The sequence below is a fragment of the Spirochaetota bacterium genome (assembly GCA_026414805.1).
Taxonomy (GTDB): domain Bacteria; phylum Spirochaetota; class UBA4802; order UBA4802; family UB4802; genus UBA4802.
In genome coordinates this window covers 5,608-24,244 of record JAOAIH010000049.1, presented here as the reverse complement: position 1 = coordinate 24,244, position 18,637 = coordinate 5,608, and the positions used below count along the sequence as shown (strand labels likewise).

19 protein-coding genes are annotated in these 18,637 nt (G+C 36.4%); 10 read left to right on the top strand and 9 right to left on the bottom strand.

Annotated elements, in window-relative coordinates; translation table 11 throughout:
- Nucleotides 1–263 (top strand): hypothetical protein (locus tag N3F66_10485; protein MCX8124574.1); only part of this gene is annotated, 263 nt, incomplete at its 5' end.
- A 320-nt stretch (nucleotides 264–583) separates the two neighbouring features.
- Here N3F66_10485 and N3F66_10480 read toward each other — a convergent pair.
- The 3 genes from N3F66_10480 to N3F66_10470 are packed head-to-tail and all read right to left on the bottom strand — an operon-like array spanning nucleotide 584 to nucleotide 3,819.
- Nucleotides 584–1,384, bottom strand: coding sequence for a glycerophosphodiester phosphodiesterase (locus N3F66_10480; protein MCX8124573.1), 801 nt, complete (start codon nucleotides 1,382–1,384; stop codon nucleotides 584–586).
- Complete coding sequence (locus N3F66_10475) at nucleotides 1,381–1,926, bottom strand: HAD family hydrolase (protein MCX8124572.1); 546 nt, start codon at nucleotides 1,924–1,926, stop codon at nucleotides 1,381–1,383. The genes N3F66_10480 and N3F66_10475 overlap by 4 nt, the downstream gene beginning before the upstream one ends.
- A 3-nt stretch (nucleotides 1,927–1,929) precedes the next feature.
- Nucleotides 1,930–3,819, bottom strand: a complete 1,890-nt coding sequence (locus N3F66_10470; protein ID MCX8124571.1) for a DUF4914 family protein — start codon at nucleotides 3,817–3,819, stop codon at nucleotides 1,930–1,932.
- Between the two features lie 370 nt (nucleotides 3,820–4,189).
- Between N3F66_10470 and N3F66_10465 the strand changes: the two genes are divergently transcribed.
- Together N3F66_10465 and N3F66_10460 are read left to right on the top strand one after the other, a co-directional pair.
- A complete protein-coding gene (locus N3F66_10465) occupies nucleotides 4,190–4,957 on the top strand; it encodes a gamma-glutamyl-gamma-aminobutyrate hydrolase family protein (protein MCX8124570.1) in 768 nt (255 codons plus the stop codon).
- Nucleotides 4,958–5,272: 315 nt separating this feature from the next.
- Nucleotides 5,273–6,586 (top strand): hypothetical protein, encoded by a 1,314-nt coding sequence (locus N3F66_10460; GenBank protein ID MCX8124569.1) that lies wholly within the window; start codon nucleotides 5,273–5,275, stop codon nucleotides 6,584–6,586.
- Nucleotides 6,587–6,683: 97 nt separating this feature from the next.
- On the opposite strand, the gene N3F66_10455 is transcribed toward N3F66_10460, so the two are convergent.
- Nucleotides 6,684–7,619: a hypothetical protein gene (locus tag N3F66_10455; protein MCX8124568.1), complete on the bottom strand. Its 936-nt coding sequence runs from the start codon at nucleotides 7,617–7,619 to the stop codon at nucleotides 6,684–6,686.
- Between the two features lie 313 nt (nucleotides 7,620–7,932).
- On the opposite strand from N3F66_10455, the gene N3F66_10450 reads away from it, so the two are divergent.
- The 3 genes from N3F66_10450 to N3F66_10440 all read left to right on the top strand — a co-directional run bounded on the left by N3F66_10450 (nucleotide 7,933) and on the right by N3F66_10440 (nucleotide 10,818).
- Nucleotides 7,933–8,280 carry a transposase gene (locus N3F66_10450; protein ID MCX8124567.1) on the top strand — a complete coding sequence of 116 codons (348 nt, stop codon included), beginning with the start codon at nucleotides 7,933–7,935 and terminating at the stop codon, nucleotides 8,278–8,280.
- Between the two features lie 664 nt (nucleotides 8,281–8,944).
- Nucleotides 8,945–9,868, top strand: a complete 924-nt coding sequence (locus tag N3F66_10445) for a GGDEF domain-containing protein (protein MCX8124566.1) — start codon at nucleotides 8,945–8,947, stop codon at nucleotides 9,866–9,868.
- The gene (locus tag N3F66_10440) at nucleotides 9,865–10,818 is read left to right on the top strand and encodes a GGDEF domain-containing protein (protein ID MCX8124565.1); all 954 of its coding nucleotides are present in this window, start codon (nucleotides 9,865–9,867) and stop codon (nucleotides 10,816–10,818) included. The genes N3F66_10445 and N3F66_10440 overlap by 4 nt, the downstream gene beginning before the upstream one ends.
- Here the strand turns inward: N3F66_10440 and N3F66_10435 are convergent, their stop codons facing one another.
- The 3 genes from N3F66_10435 to N3F66_10425 all read right to left on the bottom strand — a co-directional run bounded on the left by N3F66_10435 (nucleotide 10,819) and on the right by N3F66_10425 (nucleotide 12,652).
- Nucleotides 10,819–11,442 carry a hypothetical protein gene (locus N3F66_10435; GenBank protein MCX8124564.1) on the bottom strand — a complete coding sequence of 208 codons (624 nt, stop codon included), beginning with the start codon at nucleotides 11,440–11,442 and terminating at the stop codon, nucleotides 10,819–10,821. It abuts the gene before it with no gap.
- 182 nt (nucleotides 11,443–11,624) lie between these two features.
- Nucleotides 11,625–12,086 carry a nucleoside 2-deoxyribosyltransferase gene (locus tag N3F66_10430; GenBank protein MCX8124563.1) on the bottom strand — a complete coding sequence of 154 codons (462 nt, stop codon included), beginning with the start codon at nucleotides 12,084–12,086 and terminating at the stop codon, nucleotides 11,625–11,627.
- A gap of 8 nt (nucleotides 12,087–12,094) precedes the next feature.
- Entirely contained in the window at nucleotides 12,095–12,652 is a 558-nt protein-coding gene (locus tag N3F66_10425) for a nitroreductase family protein (GenBank protein MCX8124562.1), read from the bottom strand.
- A 223-nt stretch (nucleotides 12,653–12,875) separates the two neighbouring features.
- Here N3F66_10425 and N3F66_10420 point away from each other — a divergent pair, with 223 nt between their 5' ends.
- Entirely contained in the window at nucleotides 12,876–14,195 is a 1,320-nt protein-coding gene (locus N3F66_10420) for an NCS2 family permease (protein MCX8124561.1), read from the top strand.
- A gap of 22 nt (nucleotides 14,196–14,217) precedes the next feature.
- Here the strand turns inward: N3F66_10420 and N3F66_10415 are convergent, their stop codons facing one another.
- Together N3F66_10415 and N3F66_10410 are read right to left on the bottom strand one after the other, a co-directional pair.
- Nucleotides 14,218–14,994 (bottom strand): alpha/beta fold hydrolase, encoded by a 777-nt coding sequence (locus tag N3F66_10415; protein ID MCX8124560.1) that lies wholly within the window; start codon nucleotides 14,992–14,994, stop codon nucleotides 14,218–14,220.
- Between the two features lie 11 nt (nucleotides 14,995–15,005).
- Entirely contained in the window at nucleotides 15,006–15,635 is a 630-nt protein-coding gene (locus tag N3F66_10410; GenBank protein MCX8124559.1) for a hypothetical protein, read from the bottom strand.
- Nucleotides 15,636–16,571: 936 nt separating this feature from the next.
- On the opposite strand from N3F66_10410, the gene N3F66_10405 reads away from it, so the two are divergent.
- The 3 genes from N3F66_10405 to N3F66_10395 form a co-directional block, all read left to right on the top strand.
- Nucleotides 16,572–17,297 (top strand): sulfite exporter TauE/SafE family protein, encoded by a 726-nt coding sequence (locus tag N3F66_10405; GenBank protein MCX8124558.1) that lies wholly within the window; start codon nucleotides 16,572–16,574, stop codon nucleotides 17,295–17,297.
- Between the two features lie 29 nt (nucleotides 17,298–17,326).
- Nucleotides 17,327–18,199 carry a MaoC/PaaZ C-terminal domain-containing protein gene (locus tag N3F66_10400; protein ID MCX8124557.1) on the top strand — a complete coding sequence of 291 codons (873 nt, stop codon included), beginning with the start codon at nucleotides 17,327–17,329 and terminating at the stop codon, nucleotides 18,197–18,199.
- A gap of 213 nt (nucleotides 18,200–18,412) precedes the next feature.
- Nucleotides 18,413–18,637 (top strand): hypothetical protein (locus N3F66_10395; GenBank protein MCX8124556.1); only part of this gene is annotated, 225 nt, incomplete at its 3' end.

The window sequence follows — 18,637 nt, the reverse complement described above, 5'->3', positions numbered from 1 at the left end:
ATGAAAAAATGTGTTTCTTTATTATAATGATTTTACTTACATCTGCAACAGTATTTTCTGCAGACCTTGTTAACAAAGATTCAAAAAAATACAATATTGAGGTAACTACCTACGGAACACTCAATATCTCAATTGGAGCCAATACAACACTTATGAGTGGAGCACCTGATGGGTCCACCATAAAAATAAAAGAAACAGGCTCAACTATTAAAGTCAATGGCAACAAACCTGCGATAATAAAAGATGGGAAGTTATCTCAGTAAAAAACAAAATAATATTATTTCCTTTGTTTATCTAATTTTTCTTAAAATAATTTTTTGATTAAGCCATTATACATATCTGTCGTAAAATACAACAGTGATTTTTTCTCAATATTTTTTTGTGTTTATTATTGTATATTGATGCAAAATAGTCTTACAAAAAGATACGCGATAGCATTCTATCTATTGCTAATAACGCATAATTTAATATATTTTTTCATTAAAGAAACCACTCATTTCATTTGTGATGTAAATAATTTATAAATATTAATATACACAAACTTGCTCAATTATATTAAACTAATTTATTAAAATATAATATACTACTTCAACGGATAATCCTCTAACACTTTCTTTAACAGTGGCACATCATCGGTTACAATACCATCTACATCAATATCTAGAAGCCTGCGCATATCGCGCTCGTTGTTAACTGTCCAAACATCAACCTGTATCCCGCGTTCATGCGCCATTCGCACCAATGCTCCATTAGCTAGGTGCGAAGGGCCTACATATTCAGGAATCTGCAGTGCATCACCAGGAAATTTTTTGAAAAGCCCTAAAAGTCCAGCCCTAAACACAAAATAAAATCCCAGCACTCCCCACAGCCCAAATGATGTTGCCATAACGGGAATGCGATTGCGAATATATTGTAAATTTTTACCATATTGAGATGCACCAAGCACTCTGTGTTCAGCTTTAAACTTCAGTACAGTATCACAAAACTTTTCCGCAAGCGTTAAGTTATCATCCTTAAGGTCAACATTAAATCGTTGATTTGGAAAAACATCAAGCATCTCCTCAAGCGTCAAGATGGTAATACCTTTGCCCCTGTAGGGATAGCTTTCGCCATCCTTTGTAAAATAATATGCTGCATCTAATTGCTTAATTTCATGCAACGTAAGCTCATTCACATTCCCTTTACCATTAGTAATGTGCGATAGCTCCTTGTCATGAACTATCACTACATGACCATCTTTTGTTAAATGGGCATCTGTTTCAATGACATCTGCTCCTAACTCAATTGCTTTTTCAAACGCCAGTGCTGTATTTTCCGGGTATTCCTTTGAATATCCCCTATGTGCAAAAATGCGTGCAGGTTTTTCAAAAAATGGCTTTTTCATTGTGTATTCACACTCTTTAGAATATAATCAACTGCATAATGTAGATTCTTTTTAACAATAACATTATTATTTATCTCACCTCTATGCTTTTGCCCATGCCCTGTCAACACATATATACCCTGCATCCCAGCATTTTGTGCCAACATAACATCCGATGGATGATCACCAACTACAAATGATTTGCTACTATCAATCTTGTATTTACTGATTGCCTGTTCAATAAAATATGGTTTTGGTTTACGGCACTTACAATCATCTTCTTTTTTATGAGGGCAGCAATATAGCGCTTGGATTTTAATTCCTTTATTTGATAGCACTCTTACAATATAACTATTAACCGCTGTAACTTCATCGTGCGTTACAATTCCCTTTGCAATCCCAGCCTGATTGGTAACAATGAACAACATAAAGAATTGCTGAATTTTCAGTAATGCATCAAAAGCAAAAGGGAAAAATGTAACTTTCGTTATATCCCCAATATAACCTTTATCCTTAATAATTGTGCCATCTCTATCAAGAAATACCGCTCTTTTATACTGCATCGACTAATCTTCCACAATAAAACCTTCATCTTTAACCAACTGCATATAGTCATTAACAGATCCATCAGATAAGCAGCATTCAATTATCTTCTTTCCTAAAGGCAGAAGAGACGGATCTTTATAATAACCCATTAGCTCTTTCTTGAAAAAATCAACAAGTATCTGTGCCCCTTTATCATACGCTTCTTCACCAACCTCATTTTGCAGCTCCGGTTTTAGCAGAAATTTCTCAATTTCCATACCTTCTACCACCAGTTTGTTGAGTGAAAATCCCAACAATGGACACCGTGATTCTGAAATCTCATCAGCAAAAAACTTTACTCCACCTCGTCTGGCCAGATACTCTCGCATAATCCATTGCGGATTAAACCCAACCTTCCATGCACCAATATATTGATTAGGCACAAGGACATATCTTACTTTTGGAGATTCTACTATCTGATTAAGTAAAAGGTTTGCAAAATTTACTTTTTTCCCTGTTAAAAACGGCCCAAATGAGCCAATTCCTTCTGATTGAATACCTTCGGTCATAACAATACTAGGGTTATCATGACCTCGCGGTGATACCAATCGCCACAGCCATGCTAAAGCTGGTGGTAATATATGGAACAAGCCCAAAATCCCATAATTTGGACTTTCTTTAGTTGAAGGGGGTGTACGTACTCCAAAACTTCTAATGTGAATTTGGACAACACCTTTTACTATGTGCGGCATAATACTGCGAGGAACTATAAAACGAGGGTTTGGACATGGTTTGCCTGGTTCATCTTCAATATGTTCCCACAAAAGTGCAGTACTATGTGGTTGAGCATCAATATTCAAAAACATTAACGGCACTTTGGGATGTATTGAAAGCGATTCAATATCAGGGTCAGTACCATACTGTTCAATATGATTAACACGGATAAACCATCCAGATTCTGCGTCTTTTATATAAATATACCCATCATTTTTTTGGAAAGACGGATGGCATAATCCCATATCATCAACTACAGGACGCAAAGAACAACCTCTTGGTAAAACTAATCTAAATGATTCACCTGTTAATATATTTTCAGCAAATTGTATTGTCCCATCTCTGTCACGATGAATATTTTCGTTTGTTTCGCTTTTACCACTGCCACTTGCTCCTTCGTGCATTATTGTCACTTTATTACCATAAGGCGTAATAACCTGAACTACTGCACAATGATTTGTTACCCAACCTTCTCTTTCGCCAAAATCTAGTAGTGCTGAGTATACTCCTTTCTTAGCACTTGGTCCTGGGTATAGATTATAGCTATAAATTTCATGCAGATTTTTGCTCCTGCAATGTACAACTATCTGTTTTCCATTGAAATGTGTATGTCTGAACACCGGTGCTATGTATAGTATACATTTAATTTCAATATTGCCTTCAATGTTTCTGGTGTCGATAATTCCTTGTAATATTCCAAGGCCTAAACAGAAAAAGCCAGCATTTGCAGGTGCTATCGCCATACCGTGGTAGTTATCAAGCTGCCCAGCCTTGAAGAAAAACACTGCCAATTTTTGTTTTTGCAGCCACTCAAATGTCTCTTTTTTTACTTCATTGAACTCTTTTCCAAATCTTTGTTTGTATGTTACTTTGTCGGTAGGAAAATCATCGCCAATGACCATGCTATCCGGGTCTCTTCTTCGCATATATGCTTCGGTGTAATTTACAGAAATACCATTTTTAACCTTGTTTACAATTGCTTCACAGTATTCCCCTCTCCCAGGAACTTCATATATAACCTTTTGCACTCCGTTATTTCCAAATTTGAGTGAAAGATCAAATAAATCCTCAATGGTATTTGCTACTGTTACATTGGTTGAGTTTAATAAATTAATCACGTATTCGGGAACTCTCAAACAGGTAATTATACTTTTCATTATTCCCCCCTTCAAAAATTATGAAGTGAATTTGTACATCACTCAAAGTTTAACAGAAAAAAAGTCAATTTTATTTTTTTTAAATACTACTATTGTAGCAAAAAAATTGATAATTTACAAAATTAACGGTTAAAAGTTCACTTATTTTTTATTTTTATAAACATTATTTTTACAAACATATGCGCAGTATAAAACAATAAAATTAAAAAAATATTTTTAAAAAAAATAATGGAAATAAATTGTTTTACTATATTATAATAATCTACACATACAATCAAAGAAAATTCTATGGTAAAAAGAAATGAAATGCAAAGAAACACTGTTATTGATATTTACTTTACTAATCAAAATTTCTTGCACCCAGGAGAGTATGTTTGAGGGCACACCAACAATAGGTATTACATACGGAAGCATCCAGACAACTTTATTGAAGTGGGGAATAGATATAAACAAAGATTATACTAGTGCTGTACAGAGCCACAAAGCAAATATAATGCGTATTTTTGTAACCGATAGCTCTGATGCAATACAGGCAAAGTGTGCCAAAGTGCACGCTTTTATTATCCCCGGTGGCTTTGACGTACACCCATCACGGTATGGTGAAAAAGAATACACATATCTTGAAAGCGTGGACAAAAAACTGGATGAGCTTGAATTTTTTGTGCTTGAATATGCAAAAAAACACAACATGCCAGTACTTGGGATTTGCCGAGGTTGCCAAATAGTCAATGTATTCTATGGCGGCACACTTTATCAGGATATACCTACTCAATTTCGACCCACTCAAAAAGTGATTCACCGCAAAAGCCTTAATCTTTTTGTCTATTCACATGCGCTGCCCTGTTATCATGAAATTTCATTTAAAAAGAATAGTCGTCTTGCTGCAATCTTTGGAAAAGAAGTTATGACAGTAAACTCATACCACCACCAGGCAGTAAAACAATTAGCCCCGGGTTTTATTATAACTGCACATTCACAGGATGGATTAGTTGAAGGCATAGAACACACAGGAAAAACTTTCATAGTTGGCACCCAGTTTCACCCTGAAATGATGCGTGAAGAAAACCCGTTATGTGACAACTTATTTAAAGAATTTATCAAAGAGTCATACTTGTACATGAATAAAAGCTTACCTTAGTCAAATTTGATGTACAGTTAAGTTAGATGGGCATATTACGCGCTTTTATTGTAATCACACTACGCCAAGGGGAATCTTATGTTTTCAATGAGATCTTCAGCCTGAGGTTCTCTATGACAGTGCAACAGAAATCACTAACCTGGATGGTGCTAAGCAATTGTATTTCACAACAGTGATTATGTGGTTATATTTACACTATTGTAGAGTGTTTCTATCTTGACAATGAGCACAAGCATTAACGCTATTGCTTTTGCAAATGTACATGTACTTCATAACAATGGTATTTTACATTAATTTTATTTTGGAGGGTGTAGTATGAAATATATAAAAATTATTAGCCGCATAATATTAATTTTGTTAATACTTTTTGTGATTGGCGAAATTGTAACATATATTTACGTGGAAGCACCACTATCAACTGATTTTTATGGTTCAATTACAAAAGAACTGGTGCAGAAAAGGCAGGCACAGTTTAAAGTCAAATCCATAAGTGGCAACAACTGGATTCATTTAGGATGGATTGCTGATCCTGAAAAAGAAGAATATATTATACAGATAAAGCAAAAAGATAGCTGGCAAAACCTTGGCACAACACAGTTTGGCTCATTTTTATACAGAGGTGGAGGAATATTTAGAGTAGTAAAAGTCAATAAAAAGACTATGGAGCAATCGGTGCTGGGGTTTGCAGAAGTTTTTCCTCAACGAAAGCCTATCACTATATACAGGCCAGTTATTACCGATAACTATCGCCCCATATTTACACCACACATACATGGATACTACGTGAATGACCACACAATATTTCAAGACGCTGCTTTTAACTGGCGCCTTGTAGGTATAACCTCAAAAACAGATGGCGATCCAAATGCGGAAAAATATTTTGCAGTAGGAAAAAGCACAGCTTTCCCAGCACTGATGCAGGAAGATAAACCAGTAGCAGATGTAGGAGACTTAGCGTGGGCACCTCACGTGATTAAGCACAACACACTGTACCACATGTTTTGGAGCCCCCACAAATTGCACCATGCAACATCAAAAGATGGCATAACATGGAATTATCATGGAGTTATAATGAAAGCCCCCTACAATAAATTTTTCCGCGACTGCATGATAGTGCAGGTAGCAAGTGATCAGTGGCTATTGTATACTACTGCGCGGGGAAAATTTTTTTCACAGATTGATGTATATCAATCGTTTAATCTCACTGAGTGGCAATACATACGCACTGCACTTGCAAGCACGTGGGGTAGCGAGCGCAACTCACCGTTTGCATCTATGGAATCGCCGTTTGTAGTACAGTACAATGACGGCTACTTTCTGTCATTTACGTACAATAACGATACACTTTTTATTCATGGGCTTCTGTTGCTTTTCAAGGTATGGCTTAATAAAGAAAGCTACAACGACACACTTGTTTTGTATTCCGATAATCCATACGATTTTGGTGTCTATAGAGGTAAAACACGCACTCACAATATTGTGGCGCAACTCAAAGCGCACGCTCCCGAATGGGTGTATGTTCCAACCACAAGGCAGTGGTATATTACCACCTGTGGATGGAAGTGGGTTGCAACACTTACACATGGCCAGGTAGCGGTAGCTCCAGTGAGTTGGGAAAAGATTAAATAAATGAAAACTCATGCTGTCTGTTGTCCAATGAATTTACAGTGTTATTACCACCGCAATTTTGAAACAAGCGTATCAAAAATTATCTTAAGCTGCAATGTCATTGGCAATTCCATATCTTCTTTATACTCTCAACAACATGCGCTGTGAGCAAATGCAGATCGCTCATTATATCCTCAACAACGTGTTCACGGTTTTTTGCTAAAAATGGTGTTGCCACTCCAAAGTTAGTGGTAGATAACGGGCGCATACGCTTTTCAAATGATTGTTGCAGAGATTTTGTCATATCAGCAGGAATATCTTTTTTCAGATACGCATACATCGATTTCACTAATTGATGTATACTACGGTCTTTTTCAACTGCAGTCCAGTAATCACTGCAGTATTTTTTCTCAGCCCATGACACATTGCCATTGAAACTGCCAAAAGCAGTATCCTGGCCAAAGGAAATCTCTTTGAGTGGTTTGTGATGTTTTACATATTCACTAATTGTAGTAAATTCTACATAATCAAGTGATGCTATATCATCGATGAGTTGTGATAAACCTCCGGTATTAGGCACCCACTTCAAATACTGCGGTAGATTATATCCATACCAGTATGAATCATCTGCATCGCTATTTATACATATCAACACATCCTTTTGAATATTCCCACGCAACTGCTGGTAGCGAAGCATCTGTACCCAGTTGTAGATACTTATATTCTCAATAAGATCAGCGTGATTGTATGCAGGTATTACAAGCATTGTTTCTTTTGTTAATTGATTGTTATATATAAGAGGATTGTGTGCTTCTTCAAGTGAAAGCTCATCAACAAACACTCGGAATGCATCAAATGGTATAGAGCTGTAATACAGGACAACTCCTTTAATGCCAAGCTCATTATAAAGATTAAAGTTGCCGGCCGAAACCATCATCTCTTGAGTTCGTACATATGGCGAATATACACCAAAAATATCTTTACCAAAGCCTGCTTCATCATTGGTATCTATCCTGTAAGAATGGTAGAAGTTGGCATGAAATCCCAATGACACATAAATTTTATTTGTTGTCTGCTTGCCAATTACCAGTAATCGTGGCGAAAGGATATAACCAACACACTACATTATAAAAACACTTGTCATTATTATAAGACAGTATTGTAATAATTTTTTCATATTGATAAACCAATGAAATAATCTTGGCCCATTACAGTGTGTAAAAGATGCTTGAAAGAAGCATTGTACTCCTACCAGATAATAAAAAATTTAGCAAAAAATTTATTATAGGAGCACAATCCTACAACCAAAGTATAAAACTGAGCAGGATAATTGCAAGAAAGAATTTTTCACACGCCGATACGAAGAAATTGTACAGCAATACGAGGATCCAATAAAAGCCATAGTACATAGAACATTGGAAGTATATATTGAGGAGGCGTTTGAAGAGTTTATAGGTGATACAATAAGAAAAGCAATGCTACGGGCAGGTGATAATAAGATAGTAAAAGAATACCGTAATGGGTATCGGTATCTGAAGCACGGAATAGTAGGGACATTAGCACTTACACATATACTGGTTCCACGTAATCGTGCAGGGGGCTTTAAACTTGCGATACTTACTCGTATGCAACAGCAGATAGACACTATAGCATTGCTGATAAGTTCACTGTATATCAATGGCATATCAGTGCGCAAGATTTTAGTGCAGTTTTAAGCAAGCAGGGATTACATTGCCAGGGATGTCGAAAAGATTAACGGTGCACAGTGCACAAGACAGAAAATATACTTAAAGAAATGTCCTAAAACCTTAAGGGCAGAAATAAAAGCACAATTTGAAGCGTTTATGGAATTGTGAAACGAGGTTATAAGCGGAACACTATGTTGAGATATTATATAAAGAGTATAAGGCGATAGCTCTTGGTGCCATAGAATGTTTGCTTAATGATATGGATAATCTTTTTAGGTATTTATCGTATCCACTAGAACACCGAAAGACTCTACGAAATCAATGTGATAGAGCGTGTTATACGCGAAGTAAAAAGACATACAAAAGTAATGGACAATGTGCTGGATAGTGAATAGAGTGTTTATGCATTGCTGACAGGACTATTTCAAGAACAAAACAAGTGTTGAAGTAAAAAACTATAGGATTATTAAATAATTTCTATGAATGGGGTAGGAGTACACTCTGATTTAGAACTACAACAGTAAGATTAAAACATTTGTCTTTATGGTCATAACACATATGATTTTTTTATTGCATTACATATCCTATTTTGAAAAATTGTCTCTAAAACATGAATATTAATATCTCCGGAAGGATGATGCAGTAATATTAAAACATGCAATAATTTTAAAATATTTCGATAATGAATATAATGGATATTAAAGATATATTGAAAACTGTTCAAATATTTTCATCCCTGGATGAATCAGAACTGCACATAATACAAAATTACTGTATACACAAAAACCTTCAGGAGAATGATCAACTTTTTAATTTCAATGAAGATTTTAGGCTTTTATGTATTGTGACATCAGGCAGCATTGCTATATATGCAAATGGTTCTTCACGGCGGCTGATTGCCAGGTATCTCCCTAACGAAAGCTTTGGAGAGCTCAATCTCTGTGGAATTACGCTGGGTAATAATCAAGCAGTTGCACTTGAACCCGCCAGTGTTTTGTTATTTCCATCAATTCCATTTGAAGAATTTGTTATACGATACAATACTATAGGTGCAAAGATTATTTACCGGTTACTATCGAACATATCATTCAGAATACGTGAAACCAACAAACTCATTTCACAAAACTATGGTTGGGTAAGCGAACTTAAAAAAGCTATCTACACTGACAGGCTTACCGGCCTCTACAACCGACAATACTGCGATGAGTTATCAAAAGAAAACAAAGAATATACCATTGCTGTTATTAAGCCTGATAAATTTAAAGCAATAAATGACACCTGCGGACATAAAGCTGGTGATGCAACACTTATTGCCTTAGCACAGACAATACGCAAAGTTTGCCCCGATGCAATTCATATACGGTATAGGGGCGATGAATTTATTGTTGCCACTACACCTGATGTGGACATGCAATCACTGGCAAAAACAATACACAACGCCATTTGGTCAATTAATATTTCATCAATTACCAGCGGACTCATTCCATCAATCACCGTTAGCATTGGCACCGGTAGGGGTTTTTTTAACCAACAGCTTATTGACATCGTATATCAGCGCATGTGGTCAGTGTACCATAACGGTGGAAATTCAACCGCAATGGAAGGTGACATGTGAAGGGGCTTGATGCACTGCTTGCAAAAGTTACTATTTTTAAAAAGCTGACAGCTGAAGAGATTCTACAACTGGTTCCTTTTTTTTCCCAAAAAGATTTTACTAAAGACAGCATCATCTTTGATGAGGGAACCTATGGCAGCGAGCTTTTCATAGTTGCAAGCGGAGAGGTTGCTGCTTTTATAAAGCTGCCTGATGCCACCATGCGCAAGGTTGCACACTTTACTACAGGTGATTTCTTTGGGGATATGGCAATATTTGAAAATGATGTTCGATCAGCTACCTGCATTGCACAGACAGATTGCACACTATTATCATTGACAGCTTCTGATTTTTTTACTATTATCAACAGCCACCCTTCTATAGCAATTAAGATTATGTATGACATGCTCACTGTTATTTCACAGCGGCTTTTAAAGACAGGTTCATTCCTAACCGAGATGATCCAGTGGGGCGAAGCAGCACGCAAGCGTTCAATTATTGATGAGTTCACTGGTGTGTATAATCGCAGTTATTTTGAGGACACCATCTTACTGAAGATAACTCAGGAAAAACCGTTTTGCCTTATCATGGTAGATTTAGATTACTTTAGAAAAATAAATGAAGAATATAGTCACGAAGTTGGCGATAAGGCAATTCTAGCGATAGTTGAGGTACTAAAAGCTACATTCAGAGATGTTGATGCAGTGTGCCGCTACGGGGGCGATGAGTTTGCAGTAATTTTTGATGGAAATGATGTCCAAAGTGCATACAGGTTTGCAGAGATTGCACGCAATAAAGTCAATGCAATTGACTCAGGTAAGCTTGGTATAACAAATTTAACGCTATCGTTAAGCATGGGCATTGCTGCTTTTCCCACATTTGACAAAGATATAATACGGGCTAAAGCTGATGAAGCCCTTTATAGAGCAAAAGAACGTGGCCGCAATTGCGTAGTGTTAGCTCAACAGTAGTTATTTTTTTCTATACGCTTCAAATAAATATTTTGCCCCACGGGATTTGTAAAACCCAATCAATTTATTTCCATTTTCTTTATATGTGCCAACATAATACTGGGTAAAATACTCACGAGCACCTGTTTTTATTCTTTCCTGTTCAGTTGTAACCGAACGAGTAAATTGTAACGTATTGTTTTTTATTGTTACGCCTTTCAATGGTTCCCACACACCATTAGCCCAGTTTGGGAAGCGCACTGAACCATACAATACACCATCCTTAACTTGAAGCACCAAAAACCCTTCATGTCCTGAAGCGTTGATACGATACACTCCTAGATACTGCGGTGGTACATAAATGCGTTCAAACGGATTAAGATAAATTTGGGCGATAGTTCCTGTTGGAATAACTTTAAGCATGTGTGGCAGGTTTTCTAGATTCTTATTTTGTACAGAGCTATCGCTTATAAAACCTATTGCCATATTACCAAAAATAACAAGCCTGCTTGCATGATAGTATTGCTTTGTAACATCTTGAATAACAGCATTTTGGGTAAACGATACCGAATAGACGAGTAATGCAAAAAGAGTGGCTATAATTCCTCCAATAAACGCGGAGGCATATATCAATATTTTTTTCATGATTGACTCCCCTGATACTATAGTATTACATATACGTTGATTCCATTTGGATACAATTTTAACTCATTTGTAACAAACATTTAATGAGCTCTAAATAACTTGCAACCGATCTCTTTTTAAGATCGTTTGCATTACCACAAAAGCTAAACTTTTAAACTATTAGCAGTAACTTTATATAGGCTTTATTTTTTAAGAACTGTAACAAGCAACCTGTTAATTTCCTCTTTGACTCTTTTGGCAATTTCTTCCATTGAAGTTGTTTCTAAACTATTTACAATGCACAATGATTTTACACTCTTAGTGAGCATTAAATTTAAAAAGCCATCATCACCACTTTTTCTGAAATCAGTTCTTATGCCAATAATAGGAATCCCTCTTGCATACGCATACCCCACCTCAAAGCATGTTCCTGAATCTGCATCAGCACCATCAAGCAGTGCAAGCACACACCAGGCATTATCAAGGCCCTGTATACATCGTGTAAATATTTCATCATGTGATGATATGCCTGCACACATCTTTTGAGGCAAATACACAGCAAAGCCTGCATGTTCAATATATTGCGAAAGTTCTATATTAAATTGCCTTTCGGCTGCGGTAAAAAGTGGTCCTGCAAAATAAATCCATTTATCTTTAATGTCCATAGTTTCCCTTAATAAAATTTAATCCCATATTTGTTTAAATACACAAATTCAGCAAGTTCTTTACGTGGTGGTCCCTGCTTGCCGCTTACTTCAGGCTTACCAACAGGTATTGTTACAACAACTGTAGAATCAGATGGCACATTGAGAATTTCATTACATTTCTGATGATCTAAAAATCCCACAACAACAGTTCCCAGTCCCAACTCATGTGCTTTGAGGCATAAATTTTGTACCGCCATGCCTACATCAAACATATACCAGTTTGGCAATGCAGTGACCTGCTGCCCTTCCTTGCAACCTGAAATATTCTTCTTTGCACATGCAACAATTAGTGCAGTGGATGCCAGTGAGCATTTACGTGCAGGGTTATTTGGGGAATATGTTTCAGTTATTTTTTCTATCAGCGATTTATCCCGCACTACAATAAATTCCCATGGCTGCACATTTGCCCAAGATGGTGCCATGCGCGCAGCTTCAAGTATCTGAGTAATTTCATCATCTGTTACATAGTAATCAGTAAAACGGCGGATACTCCTTCGCTCTATTATTGCCTGTTGTAGCTCCATACTTACCTCTTGATGTAACATTTTATAATAAATATATATGGTAATGTTACAGAAGAACAGTAATTATGTAAAGTAATTTTATCTTATGCATGAGCCTAATTGTATACACCATTTCATTTATTATGATGAAAATATCATTGACATTCCTCTTTATGTCGTAATTTGTTTTATGGCATAATCCATTCAATTACATACACACAGCACTGTTTTTAAAGGGGAAAATATGAATATATTGATAGAAAAATACTTCAATATCAACAATACCAACACCACTATAACTACCGAAATCCGTGCAGGGATTGCCACATTTTTAACTATGGCCTACATTATTGTGGTTAATCCGCTCATATTGCAGGATGCAGGAATGCCATTTCACGGTGTATTGTTTGCAACTGTTATAGTCTCGTGCATAAGCTCTGTACTTATGGGACTTGTTACCAACTTGCCCTTTGCACTTGCTCCCGGAATGGGAATAAATGCATTTTTCACCTACACCTTAGTTGGCAGTGGCACACCCTGGCAGGTTGCGTTAGGTGCAGTATGTATTTCTGGTATTATCTTTATGTTGCTTTCATCATTTGGAATAAGAGAAAAGATTGTTGGGGCAATACCGCTTCATCTAAGATATGCTGTTGCAGCGGGAATTGGCATTTTTTTAGGATTCATTGGATTAAAAAATGCTGGTATTGTTGTTTCACACCCTGCTACACTTGTTACCTTTGGAGGAATGGGAATACAACAATTACTTTTTGCATGTGGTTTGATAGTTACTGGCATACTAGTGTACCGTAAAATCAAAGGTGCACTCATTATAGGTATCGTTGCAACTGCAAGTATCACATGGATCTCAAGCCATGCTTTTGCGCTTTTTGGGCACACACCTTTTGCCACACTCCCATCTAAATACATAGCCTTTCCCGATTCCTCACTTTTCTTCTCTTTCAACATTCGCGATGCGTTGTCAGTAAGCCTCGTAGCCCCCATCTTTACACTTCTTTTTACCGACATGTTTGACAGCATATCAACATTTGTGGGCGTTGCACAAGTAGGTGGATTCATTGACACTAAAACAGGCCTTCCACACAACGTTGGCAGGGCACTGTTTGTTGATGGCTTTGCAACATTTATTTCAGGTATCTTTGGCACCTCAAGCGCTACCACCTACATTGAAAGTGCAGCTGGTGTTGAAGAAGGTGGCAAAACGGGACTTACTGCAGTTGTGGCAGGCTTGCTCTTTTTACCATTTATGTGGTTAAGCCCCTTGTTATCGTTTATACCTCCAGTAGCTACTGCACCTGTATTAGTACTCATTGGCCTTTTTATGATGCAACCGTTATCACACATCAACTGGAAGGATATCTCACAGAGCCTTCCAGCATTTGTCACTTGCCTCATGATTCCACTCACCTACAGTATTACCCAGGGAATTGTGTGGGGATTTTTAAGTTATACATTTATTTGCATTGCAGCGGGCAAATGGAAGGAGCTATCGCCCACCCTGATTATAATAGATATATGTGCAGTAATTGCATTACTTGTATAGGGCGATAGTTACTGTGCACATATCATTGCTTCATGAAAAAATCTATGCAGTGCTGCGCAACTGCATCCTTTTCAATATCAACTGTGATGGCGTGAAAACTTTTGTGAAGCCAGATAAGCTGCTTGTGCGCTGACCCAAGGTGTGAATATATATAGTGGGCAGAATGTTGCGGGATAACGTTGTCATTTTTTGACTGTATGATAAGCACCTCTGATTCAATCTGTGGCAATGCTTTCATGGCTTTTTTAATAGTCTTGAATAGCTGCCATGATTGAACAACAGGAATACCATCATCATAACAGATATGCTCCTTTCGTGCAGCCTCATCACATACACCTTTTGTCTTATTAGGCACCCATAGTATTTTTGTAAAAAGGCCTGCAATCGGCGCCCCATAGATAGTTTTTTCTTTTAAGGTGCAAGGTACCGACATAAGCGCTATTTTTTCTATAGCAAATTCACGAGCAAGCAGGATTGCAAAAATACCACCCATTGAAAGCCCGGCAATATATACATCCTGGCAATGTGACTTCAACTCAAACAATGCTTCACGTGCAGCAGTAAACCATGCGTCAACACTTGAGTTAGCCATCTCCAAAAGGTTTGTCCCATGGCCTGGATAGCGCGGCACATAGACAGTTGCACCAGCTTCATTGAGCTTTTCAGCTACATACCGCATTTCAGCAGGTGTACCAGTAAATCCATGCAGGAGTAAAATGCCGGTTTGACTACTGCCCTTTTTGAATAAGAACGTAGCTTTGGGAGGAACTGTTATAATTGGCTTTTTTTGCTTTTTCATTGTAATCCGTTTTAACTGCTTAATTGTTGTTCAATAGAAGCAAGCCTTTCATCATGCTCTTTTAACCGTTGCACAATAAATGTTTTTTCCTGATGCAATTCTTTAAGTACTTTAATCATTGCATCGTTTTGTCGTGTGAGATAATCAAAATCATAAAAACGTTGCTTGCTTTTTATTTCATGCAATTCTCTCTCAATCTCAAAAAGTGAAATACGCACACCTTCACGAATATTTTCCAGGGTTAATGTCATCCTTGTTTCAAAATTAAATAAATCCTCTTTTGTGGCAAATGATTGCAAATCATCTTTTGTAGCAAATGCCTTTAAATCGTCTTTTGTAGCAAATGCCTTCAAGTCGTCTTTTGTGGCAAATGCCTTTAAATCGTCTTTTGTGGCAAATGCCTTCAAGTCGTCTTTTGTGGCAAATGCCTTTAAATCGTCTTTTGTAGTAAATGATTGCAAGTCGTCTTTTGTTACAAACCGTTTTGAATCTTCTTTTGTCAGTATTGCTTGTTTTATAAAGCTTATTTCTTTATTTATAGAATCCATTTCTTTTTTCATAGATTCTATTTCCTGTTTTACAGGCACAAGCTCTTCTTTCATTGCTTGTTTTATAATTTCTTTAAGTACTTTTTCATCCATACACGTATTCCTCTTTTTTTATTTTTATTATTACGGCTGCTTCCTGATACACACTTGATAGCATAACCACTGCACGTTGTATCAAGCTACAACAGGCAGGTTAATACATGACATAGTAATCTTTTCAGTCAGTGATACTCACCATAAAAAAGGAGCTAATTCATTTTGATGTGTATAATAACAAAATAAAAGCAAACACCAAAATTGATGCAATTATTAATATAATTAAAAATATTTGTCAAACTATTTTCTTAAGATTGGTTTGTATATTATGTATATCCCATGAGTAGCGGTATAATATACAATACTTGAGTAAAATTTATTATACTTAAAATTTTTTTGCAGCATCTGTCATGTTGCATTTAAGAAATAATTATTATATTGACAATAATAATTAAGCATATATTATTCATTATCTCCTTTGTTAGTGGTTGCTACAAAAATGCAAGTACTGATACCATCTCTTCACATACCCGGGCGACATTGTGCTAGCACAGGTTTGTAGAATCTTGCTCAATCTCACGGTCTTAACTGGTCTGAAGCAATGTGTTTTGGAATAGGTGCGGGGCTTGGCATATGGTATCTTAATAACAAAAGTCCTTCGCGGATGATACATGTCCGCTCAGCAGATATTCAAGAACGATTTTTTTTACATATTGGCATGCCACTTAAGTGTGAACGCTATAAAAAAATAAATACCGATAACTATCCTAATAATTTACCCAGTTATTATGAAAACAGGTCATATACTTTTGATTTTTACCGCGAAAAAGGGATACACTGCCTAAAATTCTACTGGGGGCCCCCCACCAGAAATATTATGCATATAATTTTTTGTACTTGTAATCTTAAAATTATTTTTATTGAAGCTATAATAGCTATATACTAGTTTTGTGTAATAATTATTTTGCTTTAATTATTAATGGTGATATTCCTTTGACACTGGAACAATACTTAACTTCATTTTGCATAATATTTATTTCCGCACTCGTGCAGGCAATAACCAGTTTTGGCTCAGCGCTTGTGTCCATGTCACTTTTGCCATTTTTATTCCCAATGAATTTTGTCACTCCTCTTGTTGCTATGAATGGAACCTGTATTACCGCACTAAACTTTTTCAGGCTTCATCAACATTTTGATCCCAAAAAGATAAAACCACTTATCATTGGTGCAATACCTGGCATACCAACAGGGATATACTTGCTGGTTAATTTACCTGAAAATATTATTAAAACAACCCTTGCCATTGTCATAATAGGATATGCGTTGTATTCACTAGTTACTCTGCGCTCTGAATTTACTATCAATCACAAAGCAGGTTATATATTAGGTTTTATTGCAGGATGCCTAGGAGGCGCATTCAACACCGACGGCCCACCAGTTGTCATTTACATCACATCACAAAGCTGGTCAAAAGATGAAATGAATATTTCTTTAACTTCGTATTTCCTTTTTTCAGGATTAACACTTGTTACTATGCATACCATTGGTGGGCTTATAACAAAACAAGTTGCAGTTTCTTTTATCACGCTCTTGCCAGCTATATTTCTAGGAGTATTCACCGGGAGTATTATTTATAACAATATCAATCATGAAATGTTCAAAAAAATTGTTTTACTACTTCTTATTTTAGTTGCGATAGCCCTTATCATACAACAATAGCAGTAAAAATTTACTACTGGGTATAAGCCATGAAGATTGATTCCTCATTTGTTGGAACACCACTCAAAGCATACACAACAACAATATCAAGCCGCGCAACAATGAATTACGCTGCAGCAATTGATGATGATAACCCTTTATATTTTAATGACGAGTTTCAAATTATCGCTCCGCCTATGTTTGCTGTTGCATGTACTTGGCCAATTTCAGAACGAATATGGGATTATATTGATAATAAAATTTTCCCTTTTGAAATAATAAAAACGCAAGTCCATTACACTGAACATCTTCGGTTTTACAGGGCGATAGTACCCGGCGATGTGCTGACAATTAAAGGCAATATAGTAGCTATAACACCTCACAAGGCAGGCACTGTAATTACTATATGCTTTAATGCATATGACAACAAAGGAGATTTTGTTTTTACTGAACACATTGGCGGATTGATGCGCGGTGTAGAATGCACAGATAAAGGAAGAGGCAAAGAAAATCTCCCTACCCTACTATCGCCAAAAAAAACAGATGATGAAGTATGCTGGATAAAAACACTCTATATTGACCGAACACGCCCCTATATATACGATGGGTGCACAAATATCCATTTTCCTATTCATACTTCAAAGGCATTTGCAAAAATGGTGGGACTACCCGATATTCTGTTGCAAGGTACGGCCACACTTGCATATGCTGCACGAGAAATAATAAATATAGAAGCAAACGGAAATGCAAACTCACTGAATGAGTTATCATGCCGTTTTACAGGAATGATGATCCCACCTGGTAATATACAAATAGTATTACTTGCTAAGGAATATGCCACAGACAGTATACACTGCTTTTTTGAAGTACATGGAAGTGCCGGGCGAATAATTTCCAATGGGTATGCTAAAGTTACTATCTAATTGTACAAGATAATCCACAACCATAAAGATAAAAGTGGTAATAAATAAAATATTTTTTTTGTGCATAAATTTCTTGCTAATAAACAAGTTGTATGATAACTTTATTATTATAGTACTTGTTTTTTTACAAATTTAAAATCATATTTTTTTTATTTTATTTATTTGCATCTCTTTTTGAAAAGAAGAGATATAATAACTAATAAAAATGTTATCATGAGACAAAAGCAACATAACTTTGCCATTTTCGTTGCACGGCAGCCAATATTTAACAGGCATAAAGAATTATATGGCTATGAAATACTATTCCGAAACGGTTTTGAAAATTTTTACACTGCATTTGATGATGACGCATCTACTTCCAAAACATTAATTAATAGCTTTCTTGTAATTGGATCCGACTCATTAACAGGAGGCAAAAGAGCTTTTATAAATTTTACC

Coding starts and splice junctions, on each gene's coding strand:
- N3F66_10400 (MCX8124557.1), top strand. CDS start 17,327: ATGAAGATTGATTCCTCATTTGTTGGAACACCACTCAAAGCATACACA.
- N3F66_10460 (MCX8124569.1), top strand. CDS start 5,273: ATGAAATATATAAAAATTATTAGCCGCATAATATTAATTTTGTTAATA.
- N3F66_10465 (MCX8124570.1), top strand. CDS start 4,190: ATGTTTGAGGGCACACCAACAATAGGTATTACATACGGAAGCATCCAG.
- N3F66_10470 (MCX8124571.1), bottom strand. CDS start 3,819: ATGAAAAGTATAATTACCTGTTTGAGAGTTCCCGAATACGTGATTAAT.
- N3F66_10415 (MCX8124560.1), bottom strand. CDS start 14,994: ATGAAAAAGCAAAAAAAGCCAATTATAACAGTTCCTCCCAAAGCTACG.
- N3F66_10480 (MCX8124573.1), bottom strand. CDS start 1,384: ATGAAAAAGCCATTTTTTGAAAAACCTGCACGCATTTTTGCACATAGG.
- N3F66_10475 (MCX8124572.1), bottom strand. CDS start 1,926: ATGCAGTATAAAAGAGCGGTATTTCTTGATAGAGATGGCACAATTATT.
- N3F66_10410 (MCX8124559.1), bottom strand. CDS start 15,635: ATGGATGAAAAAGTACTTAAAGAAATTATAAAACAAGCAATGAAAGAA.
- N3F66_10445 (MCX8124566.1), top strand. CDS start 8,945: ATGGATATTAAAGATATATTGAAAACTGTTCAAATATTTTCATCCCTG.
- N3F66_10420 (MCX8124561.1), top strand. CDS start 12,876: ATGAATATATTGATAGAAAAATACTTCAATATCAACAATACCAACACC.
- N3F66_10430 (MCX8124563.1), bottom strand. CDS start 12,086: ATGGACATTAAAGATAAATGGATTTATTTTGCAGGACCACTTTTTACC.
- N3F66_10425 (MCX8124562.1), bottom strand. CDS start 12,652: ATGGAGCTACAACAGGCAATAATAGAGCGAAGGAGTATCCGCCGTTTT.
- N3F66_10435 (MCX8124564.1), bottom strand. CDS start 11,442: ATGAAAAAAATATTGATATATGCCTCCGCGTTTATTGGAGGAATTATA.